The organism is Bacillus sp. AY2-1 (assembly GCF_008368965.1).
Classification (GTDB): domain Bacteria; phylum Bacillota; class Bacilli; order Bacillales; family Bacillaceae_G; genus Bacillus_A; species Bacillus_A thuringiensis_S.
This window is the reverse complement of record NZ_QPEL01000181.1, coordinates 1-11,532: the sequence shown is the minus strand read 5'-3', so window position 1 is coordinate 11,532 and position 11,532 is coordinate 1. Positions and strand designations below refer to the sequence as shown.

Sequence of the window (11,532 nt, the reverse complement as noted above, 5' to 3'; positions counted from 1 at the left end):
TTTTGCAAGTTCTTTCATTTCGCCCATTGCGATATCACGAGCTTCTTTAAGCTTACTTTCATAAGAACCAGCACGACCACCGACAACATCACGAACAGAAGCGAATAAATCGCGGACAATGTTTGCACCCATAATAGCTTCACCATTTACAATATCAATATACTCAATAATCTCTTTACCTTGAATTCCAGAAGTTGTTGTTACAATCATGACTGACACTCTCCTAATAAGTTGTAGTTTTGATAAGCTTTCTTATGACTTTATTATGACATGGAAAAAGTATCTAATCTATTGAATTACCTTACAGGAATGTGACAGTTTTGTAATAATAAAACGCGCATTATGTTCCATTTGAATAAAGCGCTTTAATATTGGGATACATAAACGATTCTCTATTTTCTTTCCAATCTTTTTCTACTTCTTTAAAAGTTGGTCGTCCTAATTCTTTATTATTTTCATGTTTACTAAACCACTTTTTCACATACTGGTCTCCATTTTTATTTTGAACTGTACAAAGGAAGCTATTACTGCTATCCTTTAATATTTTTACAATCACGAAAAGGCACCTCTTCCCTTTTAAATAACATGATAGAACTTGATCTTTTACTATAAGCCCTTCCTCTCTTATAGTCATACGACTCCTCGGCCGCGCCAAAGTTGTAAGATCAAAAAAACGATATTCACTATGTTTATATTTTGCATAATTGATATGTGAAGTAAATATTATTTAAAGAAATCAGAGTTATAAGCATTATGCTTATCAAATATTTTATAAATTTCTAACTTATCATCTAATGTTGCATCTACTAAAATTAATATATTTCCATCGTAAATATATTCTTCATACTTTTTAGCATGTTCTTCTGGAATTCCTAATCCTATAAATGCTCCTATTAAACTTCCAGCTCCTCCGCCAATACCAGCTCCACCAATAGCTGCTGCGATTGGTCCTGCTGCTACAATTGGACCCATTCCAGAAATGGCAAGTATACCAAGGCCAGTTAATAAACCACCTAGTCCCCCTGCTACTCCTCCTGCTACAAGCCCTGTCGCTGAAAAGATATCTGCTTTATGTGCAGTTTCATTCTTAACTTTTTCACCCGATTTTTCTTCCAGGTGTTCAATTTCCTTTTGATCTTTTGCAATAGCTGAAATGTTATCTGCTGGGTATCCTTTATCATTTAATTCATTAATAACGAGTGCCGCATCATCAATTGTTCTAAAAACACCTACTATTTTTCTATCTACATTCATAACTATTAACCTCCTAAAGTTTTATATAATGTATCTTTATTTTTCTTCATTTCTGTATACACTAACCTTCTTATTAACATAACCATTTACGAAAAATGCGAATAGTAAAAGCACTACAAGTGAACTACTTAACAAGTAAATTAAATCAAATGTAATATCAATCATCATTTCATTCATGTATACCAGGCTCCTTTTTATTTAAAGTAAAAGTATATTTTGATAGACTAATCTACTAAACATAGACATCTTACAATTCATCTTCAGTCAATCTCTTTATAGTATATGTATACCCTTCCTAACTCTTTCTAAACGTAAAAAACTTTAATTATATTTTTCTTATTTATACGTTTAACATCTTCTAAAACGGGTATGTTTATATTGTTATGCTCACTATATAGAAAGGAATATTACGATGAACGCCATTCACTCTACTACTATTTCTTATAATGAAACACCTACAATAACTCAGATTCATCATTTTTATGCTTTAATGACAACATTTCAAGCTAATTTGTTTATAAGTAAACATGGAACAATGACATCAATCAAAAATTTAAGCACTCTAGTATCCTTTTTCCTTACTGTAAAAAAGAAAGATCTTGTATTATTTATTTTTGAAGGAATAGATGCAAAAAAAGCTTTAAGAACACTCTTTCCTTCTTAGAATGTTTGTTATCCTCTATTCCCCCGTTTACTACCTTTCATATATGTTTTTATATTTCAAAATGATTTCCTCTATGAAAAAAGAACCCCCTAATACAGTAGGGGGATTTCTAGTTTGGCCTTATGAAAACTGATATAATATATATTACGTTTTTTATTCTTTAAAATAGAAAACTTTTAATAATCTTGAAGGTAGGAATTTTTGATGAAATCGAAAGCAAAATTTAGTATTCGTTACAAAATTATGGCTGGTTATTTAGTTATCATTTTGTTCTTGCTTATTTCTTTCATTATGTTAAACAATGGGATTTCCAGTTTACAAAAATCTCGTAATTTTATTATTGATCACGATTTTAAAGTTCTTAATTTAACGAATCAAGTGGAGAAAGATTTACTAACAATTGAAAATAAAGCGAAAGGATTTATCACTTCTAATGATGCAAATTACGTTCAATCCCTTAACGCTGCAGAAAAGGATTACGAAAAACATTATCAAGATCTTTTTTCTTTATTAGAGGATAACCCCTCTCAGCAAGAAAAATTAAAACAGATTAACGAAAACATTACTAGTTGGATTAATAAAGAGATTCACCCACTCATTACAAATAATAATAGTAATAATGTACAAACAATCGACACGACTCAAATTCAGTCATTACAGTCGCAGCTAACTAACTTCCGTAGCACTGAGGAGCAACTAACGAAAAAAAGAGCTGCACAATTAGATATTGAAAATAATAAATTAGAGATTTGGTTATACAGTTTATTGTTCTTACTTTCTTGTATTTCCATTATCGTTTCACTCTATATTTCGAATTCCATTACAAAAACGATTAAAAATGTAATTCAAGCTATTAAATCCATTTCTTCCAAAGAAAAAATTACGGAAAGAATTCATGTAAATACACATGATGAAATAAAAGATCTTGCTCATACAACAAATCACCTACTAGACGAAATATCGAAAAGAGAGTGGTTACAAACTGAGCTTGCAGAATTAATTTTAATGTATCAAGGTGTATCTTCTATTGAGATGTTAGGTAAAAAAATTCTGAGTGGAATTATACAAAAAACGCAAACTTCTTGCGGTGCATTTTATGTTCGTGAAGAAATTGAAGACACTGTCTACTATGTGAAGAAAGCTTCTTTCGCCGGTCAAGGTCCTGATGTTGGAAAACAGTCTATTAAAATGGGTGAAGGTTTCATTGGACAGTCTGCTTTAGAAAAGAAAAGTTTTATTCTCAGGGACATACCTGAAGAATTCCGTTACGTTACTACTGGATTATTAGAAATACGCCCTAAAAACCTACTAGTCATCCCTATCTTATTTGAGGATGAAGTAATTGCAGTAATGGAGTTAGTAAGTGTAACTGAGATTTCAGACTTGCATCAAGATTTAATTCAACAAACTGTTGATAATCTAGGTTTGACAATCCATAGTATTATGGGACGTATGCGAATTCAAACTCTTTTACATGAATCACAAGCAATGACAGAAGAGCTGCAAGTTCAATCAGAAGAATTACAAACGCAAGCTGAAGAACTACAAATGCAAGCCGAAGAATTACGAACAACGAATGAACAATTAGAGTCTAGAACGGAAGAAGCTGAACAAAAGACAGCCGACTTACAAATTACTAAATTAGAATTAGAAGAAAAAGCAAGCGAGTTGTTACGCAGCTCAAAATACAAATCAGAGTTCCTAGCAAATATGTCACATGAATTACGCACACCATTAAATAGTATTTTACTATTATCTGAAATGTTAAGAGAAAATCATGATAATCATTTATCGGATGATGAAATTGAACTAGCAACTGTCATTCATTCATCAGGGAAAGACTTACTTACTTTAATTAATGACATACTAGATTTATCTAAAGTAGAAGCAGGCAAACTAGACATCATTTTTGAAGCAACGAACATAAGTGACATGGCAGCCAATATGCATCAAAACTTTTTACATATAGCTGCACAAAAAAATGTCGAATTTACTATTGAAGACAGTGATACGATTCCAGATCTGTTTTATACAGATGCAAAACGGATTGAACAAATTATTAAAAACTTACTATCCAATGCATTTAAATTCACAGAAAAAGGATCCGTCTCTTTACACTTCAATCCGATAGAAACAACCAATTTGAGTCATGATATGCAATCTATAAGTAAAGAGTGGATTACAATTTCAGTAAAAGATACTGGTATTGGTATCGCTAAAGAACAGCATCAACTTATTTTCGAAGCCTTTCAACAGGCAGATGGAGCAACAATTCGGAAATATGGTGGTACAGGCTTAGGGTTATCTATTTGTAAAGAGTTTGCTAGATTATTAGGTGGTTGGATTACGTTAGAGAGTAATTTAGGAGAAGGTAGTACTTTCACGGTATATATTCCTAACCTTCCAAATGGATTACATGATATACAGTTATCCAATTTAGAAGTCGCAGCAACGGTAGATGACGTTATTCCTGCTGAAGTTGTCGAGGAAACGATAGTTACTCCCGAAACAAATAACGTCTTCCAAAAGAAAACCATTTTAATTGTCGATGATGATCATCGAAATATATTTGCATTACAAAACGCATTAGAAAAACAACATGCTACCATTATTACTGCACAAAACGGTATAGAATGTTTAGAAATACTAAAAAGCAATACAAATATTGACCTTATTTTAATGGATATTATGATGCCTAATATGGACGGGTATGAAACGATGGAAAATATCCGAATGAACTTAGGGTTACATGAAATACCTATTATCGCATTAACTGCTAAAGCAATGCCAAATGATAAGGAAAAATGTTTATCTGCTGGCGCTTCAGATTATATAAGTAAACCATTAAATTTACATCAACTCTATTCGGTAATGAGTGTATGGTTAATAAAATAAGTGAGGTTTAGTTGGAGTGGAAAATAAGTATTATAATTTTGATCCATCAGTAGATACGGATAAGCGTACGAACTTAGAAATTGAATTACTATTAGAAGCGGTATTTAAACTATCAGGATTTGATTTTCGCCAATATGCTCGCACATCTATTTATAGAAGGATTTGCAATAGAATGCAGCTCTCTAATATCCCTACCATTTCAAAATTAATTGAAAAAGTAATTCATGAAGAAGGGTTTTTAGAACAGTTATTAAATGATTTCTCCATTAATGTAACTGAGATGTTCCGTAATCCTGCTTTTTTTAAAGCGCTAAGAGAGCATGTTATTCCTGAATTGAAAAAACATCCTGAAATTAGAATTTGGCATGCTGGATGCGCAACTGGTGAAGAAGTATTATCAATGTCCATCTTACTTCACGAAGAAGGATTAAGTGAAAAGGCTGTTATTTATGCAACAGATATGAATACAAATGTGTTAGAAAAAGCAAAACAAGGCATACTTTCATTAAATAAAATGCAAACTTACACGAAAAACTATTTACAAGCTGGCGGTACACAAGCATTTTCTAACTATTATTCGACGGATAGTCGTTTTGCTTATTTCAATCCATCACTTTTACAAAACATTATTTTTGCACAGCATAATTTAGTAACCGATCAATCTTTTAACGAGTTTCATATTATACTTTGTCGTAACGTTTTAATTTACTTTACAAGTAAACTTCAAAACCAAGTGCAGCAACTATTTTATGAAAGTTTAAGTCACAATGGATTTCTATGTTTAGGGAATAAAGAAACTCTTCGTTTTTCAGATATAATGCCGCATTATACCCAATTTAATCCTAGCGAACAAATTTATCAAAAAATACAATAAAGTGAAACTTTAATCAGATGGGGGGGATTCCCCACTGATTATCAGCCCTCACCAATCGGGCGTTTACGGACAGTTGATCTCCCACCTGCCTTCTTTGCTTCAGACTAAATTTTTTGGTGGGAGTCTTACTGCCCGTTAATGCGGGATAAAAAGCGTATGAAATCCTCTGTTTGGATTTCATACGCTTTTTATTTTGCATTCGTTTGTATCATAATTAGGCACATATCATCTGATTGTGCTTTCTTCTGTTCTCCCTTATAAAACCCTTCTATCTCGCCTTCTAAATCTCCCCATTTTCTTTCTGTAAAAGTACGTAATTTCTCTTCAGCCTCAAATTCATCATTTGCAATTGCTTCAAGAACACCATCTGTAAACAATACGATTTGAGCGTTCTTCTCAAAAGGTATAACTGTCTTTTCAACTTTTATTTCATCAAAAAATCCTACCGCACAACTCCCGCGATTTAGTTCCACTACATTCGCTTCATCAACTAAAACGTATCCAGAAGGATGCCCTGCATTTACATATTCAATCGTTCTCTTTTCTGTATCTACTACTAAATATATCGCTGTAAAATAATATGGAATATCGTCATTCTCATTATGTAAAAGAGTCATATATTTATTTAAGTCTTTAATGACAAGTTCTGGATCGATTAAAGATTTAATCGTTTCACGTAATACAGACGAAATAAACATACAAACTAATGAAGCAGATATACCATGTCCCATCACGTCTAATAATATAATACCGTAGCGGTTTTCATCGATTTTATACCAATAATACATATCTCCAGCTAATTTAAATGAAGGTAAGTAACTTGCTTCAATTTTTATATAATCTTCTCTTAATGGGCTACTTAATAAGTTTCTTTGTACTTGCGTAGCTAAATCTAGTTCATTCCGAAGATTTTCTTCTTGTTCTTTATGCCAATTTAATTCCGATTTCAAGCGTAACGCTACACGCATACGTGCTAATAGTTCAACTTTATTTATAGGTTTCGTAATATAATCCATTGCCCCCATATCAAGAGCTTCGGCCAACTTATTTGCATCCTCTAAAGCTGTAACAAAAATAATAGGAATATCTTTAAACTTCTCCTCTTTTTGTAATCGCCTACAAACTTCAAGTCCATCAATTTCAGGCATCATAATATCTAATAGTATTAAGTCAATTTCATTATGCCTGGAAGAATCTTTTCCAAACTGTATGTATTCGAAGAGCTCTTGTGCAGAATTGAGCGATACAAGATCATGATATCCGGCTTGTTTTAAAATTTTCTCAATTACAAATATGTTAACCGGATTATCATCAACAATTAAAATGGACACAAGTTATTTCCCCTTTTCTTATTTAAAATGTAAATCTATTATCATTTTCTATTTTTCTAGTATTACATACTCAGTTACAAAATGAAAATTTCGTACTCAAACATATTTATACAACAAAAGAACAAACCCCTAGAAATAGGAATTTGTTCTTTCACTGTATAAATTTCTACTTTTAATTTAACACCATTGCTTTATCATTTAAAAGACGATCTAATTCTTCCATATGATTTGTTTCATCTGCAATCATATCTTCTAGTTTTACAACTAACTCTGTCATATTTAATTTCGCTGCCTGTTCTTTTCTCGTTTCATAACGCTTAATTGTTTCATATTCTGATTGTCTAGCGGATTCTAACATTTCTCTAACATCTTCTACTTGTTTCACTGGTAAAGGGATCGTAGTAGGTGTACCACCTAACGTCTTAATTTTCTCCGCTAAATATAGGGCATGTCCTTGTTCATCACTAATTTCAGATTCAAAGAAAGGTTTCAATACTTGTCTATATATACCAGAAACTGTAGCTGCATTATGGTTATACATAATAATTGCTGAGTATTCTCCTGCTAAATCTTCATTCAATCCTTCGATTAGTTCTTTCACATCGTGTGACATTTTTATATCTCCTCCTATACTTAATAAGTACCCCTTTCCTCATGTTTTAAACATAATTATTTAAAATTTTTATGTATCTAAAAATGCAGCTTGCTTCAATTTACTTATCGCTTGTCTTTTAATACGAGAAACGTGCATTTGCGAAATACCTAACCGTTCTCCTGTATCTTTTTGATTTAAATTTTCTCCAAATATATAATGAATAACACTCTTTTCCGTATCATTTAATACGTTAAAAATATCCTCTAAAACGAGACGTCTTTCTGTCTGTTCATATCCTTGCTCTACTTCACCTACAGATTCAATTCTCGCTACCGAACTTCCATCAGATGAATTTTCAACTACATCATCTAAGGAAGATACTCGATAATTATTTTTCGCATCCATAATCTCTAGAACTTCCTCTTCCGATAGTCCTAAATGATTTGCAATTTCTATTATCTTCGGTGAACGTTGCAGGTGATCTGTTAACTCCTCTATCGCAAGTTTAATTTTCCCGCCTAAATCTTTAATTCGCCTTGGAACATGAATACCCCAAGTTTTATCACGTAAATACTTCTTTATTTCGCCTACTATTGTAGGTATTGCAAACGGCTCAAAAGCATTCCCTATCGAATAATCATACCTTCTTATTGCGCCTAAGAGCCCTAACATCCCTACTTGTATAATATCCTCATGCATCGGCCCGCCTTTTGAATAGCGATATGCAATGGAATATACGAGATTTTTATAATGATCAACTAACCTTTCCTGCGCTTCATTACATTGGTTTTGTTGGAATTCTGCAATTAGCTTAATAACGTCTTCTTTAGTAAGAGTTGTAGGTTGAGATTGGATTTCCATCATTCTCCACCTGCTCTCTTTGTATATATTTTGTCATTAAAACTGTCATGCCCTCATCATGCATGATTTGTATATCATCCATTAACGTATTGATTAAATATAAACCTAAACCATTTTCCGGCAAATGTTCTACTGGTTTATTAATATCATACGGACCGACTTTACTTTTTAAGCTACTGAAATCAAAGCTAACTCCATTATCCGCAGCCATAATTTCTAATCGATCTTCATATAGACCAAAGACAATTGTAATTTCTCCAACGTCTTCTTTATATGCATGTTGTACAATGTTTGTACATGCTTCACTAATAGCAATTTTCATATCTTCTATATCGTCATAAGCAAAGCCCATTCGATTCGCAACACCAGCCATTGTTAAACGAATAATAGCCACATATTCTGCTTTTGCAGGAATTTTCATTTCTATCTTTTCAAATCTCTCCATCATCCCTAGTCACCTTCTTTCTACTTTTTCAAAATCGGAATTCAAATTTAATATTTCTGTTAGCCCTGTAATATCAAATAATCTTTTTAGCCTTTTAGATACACCAATAAACTCTAGCTTCCCATCATTTTTCTTAACTGCTTTTAATAAAGCTATAAAAACTCCTAAGCCTGTACTATCCATATAATCTACGTTATGAAAATCTACTACAATATAAACCTCTTTTTCATTTGCAATAGGCATAATCTTATTTTTTAAATCTGATGCCGTATACGCATCAATCTCACCAGTAAGTTGTACCGTATAACCTAATTCATTTTGCAAGATGTTAATTTTCAAATTCATCATTTCCGCCCCCTCATCTCAAACTTTTACTATTTAATTACCCATAAAAATTAGTTTTAAACATATTTTTTAATTTTAATTATAAATAAATTTTCTACACCTTTCCCAGCTTACTGCTTAAAAATTACTACCAAATGTTTAAACCTTATAAATTTGTGTATGTATAATGTATAAACATTATTTTTAGGGGGATCTATCTATGGAAGAGCACAACTTTAAAAAGGGAGATTTCGTTCAATTTTCTTATCGACACGATCATGCTACAAAGTTAGTTGGTTCCATTATTAATATACTAACGAATACAATTGTAGTTGATATAGGTAATAACGAGGACTTATCTCATATAGAGCCAAGGCAAGTCGTAAGAATAAATAATTGTGAAAAAGTAACGATGGTTTAATACATAATAAAAAGTGTAATTTCAATGAGCGGGGGCCTTCATCCCCCGCTCATTCCTATGCAGATTACATTAAAAAAGCATCCAAATTATTTTAATTGGATGCTTTTTTATGTATATTTATCAGTTCATTAACCCTATCGCTATATATAACAAACTTAAAATTACTATTCATTATCATACTTACGCTTTCCGTAGCATTCTAGAGAAGAATGTGACGATTAAAATAAAGACGATTGCGCCTAATAAAGCTGGAAGAATAAAGATGCCTCCCCATTCAGGACCCCAGTGACCAAATAATGCACTACCAACCCAAGATCCGATTAATCCAGCAATTACATTACCAACTATACCTAAAGGAAAGTCTTTCCCTGTAATCATTCCAGCTAACGCACCAATAAGTCCACCTACAATACACGTAATAATAAGTCCCACAATTAAACCTCCTATATTATTTTTATATTGGATTCATCAAGCTTTGGTATGTAACCAAAGCTTGATGAAAATGTATTATTCTTTATTATCCAACTCATCGCTTATCTTTTGTTTCACTTTTCCGACTTTTTCTTTTATAGTTCCCTTCGTCTTCTCCCACTTCCCTTCATTTTTCAACTCTCTATCTTCTGTAACTTCACCAATTCCTTCTTTTATTTGTCCTTTTTTCTTTTCAACTTTACCCGTAATTTGTTCTTTTAGCCCGCTCTCACTCATATTTCCCATCTCCTTTTCGTAATAGATTTATAGATTTAAAGGATACAAATTTAAATAGAATACATGCATCTTCTTTCTTGTAACCATTCACCGACTCTTTCTAAATCCTTAACGAATAACAAGATTTTCCCTTCATCCAGCTTTTCTTCATAAAAGTTCGCTTCTTCCTCATTAAGCCCTAACTCCTGCATCTTATTTCTTAACTGATCTCCTGTTTTTTGAAAGACGTTAATAATGCTTGTCCCAAGTCCCTCCTCTTTTATCCCAATTGTATTCACGTCTGCATTGTCTGCAATTCTATCTGTCCTATCTTTCTCATGTGTTAATACGTAAATATCTTTTTGTTCTATTCCTTTCTTCACTAGATCATTCGCTGCATTCATGACCTCTTTCTCCGTAATAAATTCATATACAAAAGGTTTACTATACTTCGTTTCCATCTTTAACTTCCTCCTTTAAAATGAATTATTTGTTATATTATATGTAGTACACCTATTTTCGAAATGTTAAACATAAAATTCAAAAAAAGTTATGTGAATTTTATGTTTAATAGAAAATAAACAACATCATTTACCACTTTAAAACATCTTCTACTTACAATAACCTCCTAAATTAACGGAAAATTGTTATAATTGAACGTAAGGAGGGATAATATGAAAAAAATCATATCTATATGCGCTCTAACCGCTCTATCTTTCACTTTAATAGGTTGTACAAGTACCTCGGTTACAGATAAAGCTTCACAAGTTAAGCAAGAACATACACAAAATACCTTTCAATTAAACTCCGCAAATATTACAGACATTGAAATACTGAAAACAACAAATCATACTACGTCCAAATCTCAAACAGATAATGAAGAAATGATAAAATCTATCGTTTCAGCAGTTCAAAATGGAACACCTAAAACTATCACTTTAGATCAAAAAAAGAAACAATCTGTGCATTCTACTATAACCGTTACATATAAAGATGACGAAAAAGAAGAGTTTCTTGTTTGGGTTGATAATAAGGAACAAATTACAATTGCCAAAGATGAGAAGAAAGATAAGGTAGAAAGTGTGATAGTGAATATTAAAGATACTAAAATGATGAAGGATTTCTTTTAAAATTCTAGTTAACATTAAAAAAAGAGTAGGATTGAAGTGACCCCTAAAAGT

At 32.0% G+C, this 11,532-nt stretch carries 17 protein-coding genes; 5 read left to right on the top strand and 12 right to left on the bottom strand.

Annotated features, from left to right (window positions below):
* From DN403_RS27755 to DN403_RS31425, 4 genes are all read right to left on the bottom strand, one after another.
* On the bottom strand, nucleotides 1-210 hold a 210-nt coding region (locus tag DN403_RS27755; RefSeq protein ID WP_149185981.1), incomplete at its 3' end, for a heavy metal-binding domain-containing protein.
* A gap of 130 nt (nucleotides 211-340) precedes the next feature.
* Nucleotides 341-556 (bottom strand): DUF4028 family protein, encoded by a 216-nt coding sequence (locus DN403_RS27750; protein ID WP_003276970.1) that lies wholly within the window; start codon nucleotides 554-556, stop codon nucleotides 341-343.
* 167 nt (nucleotides 557-723) lie between these two features.
* The gene (locus DN403_RS27745; protein ID WP_001100085.1) at nucleotides 724-1,254 is read right to left on the bottom strand and encodes a general stress protein; all 531 of its coding nucleotides are present in this window, start codon (nucleotides 1,252-1,254) and stop codon (nucleotides 724-726) included.
* 36 nt (nucleotides 1,255-1,290) lie between these two features.
* On the bottom strand, nucleotides 1,291-1,431 hold the full coding sequence (locus DN403_RS31425) for a hypothetical protein (protein ID WP_001004568.1): 141 nt from the start codon (nucleotides 1,429-1,431) through the stop codon (nucleotides 1,291-1,293).
* Between the two features lie 235 nt (nucleotides 1,432-1,666).
* Here DN403_RS31425 and DN403_RS27740 point away from each other — a divergent pair, with 235 nt between their 5' ends.
* The 3 genes from DN403_RS27740 (at nucleotide 1,667) to DN403_RS27730 (ending at nucleotide 5,687) form a co-directional block, all read left to right on the top strand.
* On the top strand, nucleotides 1,667-1,918 hold the full coding sequence (locus DN403_RS27740; protein WP_000991351.1) for a hypothetical protein: 252 nt from the start codon (nucleotides 1,667-1,669) through the stop codon (nucleotides 1,916-1,918).
* Between the two features lie 204 nt (nucleotides 1,919-2,122).
* Nucleotides 2,123-4,813 (top strand): response regulator, encoded by a 2,691-nt coding sequence (locus tag DN403_RS27735; RefSeq protein ID WP_000836706.1) that lies wholly within the window; start codon nucleotides 2,123-2,125, stop codon nucleotides 4,811-4,813.
* A 16-nt stretch (nucleotides 4,814-4,829) separates the two neighbouring features.
* Nucleotides 4,830-5,687, top strand: a complete 858-nt coding sequence (locus DN403_RS27730; RefSeq protein ID WP_000429058.1) for a CheR family methyltransferase — start codon at nucleotides 4,830-4,832, stop codon at nucleotides 5,685-5,687.
* A gap of 188 nt (nucleotides 5,688-5,875) precedes the next feature.
* Here the strand turns inward: DN403_RS27730 and DN403_RS27720 are convergent, their stop codons facing one another.
* The 5 genes from DN403_RS27720 to DN403_RS27700 form a co-directional block, all read right to left on the bottom strand.
* The gene (locus DN403_RS27720) at nucleotides 5,876-7,018 is read right to left on the bottom strand and encodes a fused response regulator/phosphatase (RefSeq protein ID WP_016097863.1); all 1,143 of its coding nucleotides are present in this window, start codon (nucleotides 7,016-7,018) and stop codon (nucleotides 5,876-5,878) included.
* A gap of 172 nt (nucleotides 7,019-7,190) precedes the next feature.
* Nucleotides 7,191-7,631, bottom strand: a complete 441-nt coding sequence (locus DN403_RS27715; RefSeq protein ID WP_000017755.1) for a ferritin-like domain-containing protein — start codon at nucleotides 7,629-7,631, stop codon at nucleotides 7,191-7,193.
* Nucleotides 7,632-7,700: 69 nt separating this feature from the next.
* The gene (gene sigB, locus DN403_RS27710; protein ID WP_002083014.1) at nucleotides 7,701-8,477 is read right to left on the bottom strand and encodes an RNA polymerase sigma factor SigB; all 777 of its coding nucleotides are present in this window, start codon (nucleotides 8,475-8,477) and stop codon (nucleotides 7,701-7,703) included.
* A complete protein-coding gene (rsbW, locus tag DN403_RS27705) occupies nucleotides 8,440-8,922 on the bottom strand; it encodes an anti-sigma B factor RsbW (protein WP_000970581.1) in 483 nt (160 codons plus the stop codon). Before rsbW ends, sigB begins: the two co-directional genes overlap by 38 nt.
* A 6-nt stretch (nucleotides 8,923-8,928) precedes the next feature.
* On the bottom strand, nucleotides 8,929-9,267 hold the full coding sequence (locus DN403_RS27700) for an STAS domain-containing protein (RefSeq protein WP_002162899.1): 339 nt from the start codon (nucleotides 9,265-9,267) through the stop codon (nucleotides 8,929-8,931).
* A gap of 196 nt (nucleotides 9,268-9,463) precedes the next feature.
* On the opposite strand from DN403_RS27700, the gene DN403_RS27695 reads away from it, so the two are divergent.
* Nucleotides 9,464-9,664 carry a hypothetical protein gene (locus DN403_RS27695; RefSeq protein ID WP_000390994.1) on the top strand — a complete coding sequence of 67 codons (201 nt, stop codon included), beginning with the start codon at nucleotides 9,464-9,466 and terminating at the stop codon, nucleotides 9,662-9,664.
* Nucleotides 9,665-9,844: 180 nt separating this feature from the next.
* Here the strand turns inward: DN403_RS27695 and DN403_RS27690 are convergent, their stop codons facing one another.
* The 3 genes from DN403_RS27690 to DN403_RS27680 form a co-directional block, all read right to left on the bottom strand.
* The gene (locus DN403_RS27690; RefSeq protein ID WP_000522902.1) at nucleotides 9,845-10,096 is read right to left on the bottom strand and encodes a GlsB/YeaQ/YmgE family stress response membrane protein; all 252 of its coding nucleotides are present in this window, start codon (nucleotides 10,094-10,096) and stop codon (nucleotides 9,845-9,847) included.
* Between the two features lie 75 nt (nucleotides 10,097-10,171).
* Nucleotides 10,172-10,372 carry a CsbD family protein gene (locus DN403_RS27685; protein ID WP_000004259.1) on the bottom strand — a complete coding sequence of 67 codons (201 nt, stop codon included), beginning with the start codon at nucleotides 10,370-10,372 and terminating at the stop codon, nucleotides 10,172-10,174.
* Nucleotides 10,373-10,422: 50 nt separating this feature from the next.
* Complete coding sequence (locus DN403_RS27680; protein WP_000448818.1) at nucleotides 10,423-10,812, bottom strand: YflT domain-containing protein; 390 nt, start codon at nucleotides 10,810-10,812, stop codon at nucleotides 10,423-10,425.
* 213 nt (nucleotides 10,813-11,025) lie between these two features.
* Between DN403_RS27680 and DN403_RS27675 the strand changes: the two genes are divergently transcribed.
* Nucleotides 11,026-11,481 (top strand): hypothetical protein, encoded by a 456-nt coding sequence (locus DN403_RS27675; protein WP_000720866.1) that lies wholly within the window; start codon nucleotides 11,026-11,028, stop codon nucleotides 11,479-11,481.
* The last annotated feature ends 51 nt before the right edge of the window (nucleotides 11,482-11,532 follow it).

Bases quoted from the DNA above. Each gene is read 5' to 3' on its own strand.
- DN403_RS27675 (WP_000720866.1), top strand. From the start codon at position 11,026: ATGAAAAAAATCATATCTATATGCGCTCTAACCGCTCTATCTTTCACT.
- DN403_RS27700 (WP_002162899.1), bottom strand. From the start codon at position 9,267: ATGATGAATTTGAAAATTAACATCTTGCAAAATGAATTAGGTTATACG.
- DN403_RS27735 (WP_000836706.1), top strand. From the start codon at position 2,123: ATGAAATCGAAAGCAAAATTTAGTATTCGTTACAAAATTATGGCTGGT.
- DN403_RS27745 (WP_001100085.1), bottom strand. From the start codon at position 1,254: ATGAATGTAGATAGAAAAATAGTAGGTGTTTTTAGAACAATTGATGAT.
- DN403_RS27680 (WP_000448818.1), bottom strand. From the start codon at position 10,812: ATGGAAACGAAGTATAGTAAACCTTTTGTATATGAATTTATTACGGAG.
- rsbW (WP_000970581.1), bottom strand. From the start codon at position 8,922: ATGATGGAGAGATTTGAAAAGATAGAAATGAAAATTCCTGCAAAAGCA.
- DN403_RS27695 (WP_000390994.1), top strand. From the start codon at position 9,464: ATGGAAGAGCACAACTTTAAAAAGGGAGATTTCGTTCAATTTTCTTAT.
- sigB (WP_002083014.1), bottom strand. From the start codon at position 8,477: ATGATGGAAATCCAATCTCAACCTACAACTCTTACTAAAGAAGACGTT.
- DN403_RS31425 (WP_001004568.1), bottom strand. From the start codon at position 1,431: ATGAATGAAATGATGATTGATATTACATTTGATTTAATTTACTTGTTA.
- DN403_RS27715 (WP_000017755.1), bottom strand. From the start codon at position 7,631: ATGTCACACGATGTGAAAGAACTAATCGAAGGATTGAATGAAGATTTA.
- DN403_RS27685 (WP_000004259.1), bottom strand. From the start codon at position 10,372: ATGAGTGAGAGCGGGCTAAAAGAACAAATTACGGGTAAAGTTGAAAAG.
- DN403_RS27740 (WP_000991351.1), top strand. From the start codon at position 1,667: ATGAACGCCATTCACTCTACTACTATTTCTTATAATGAAACACCTACA.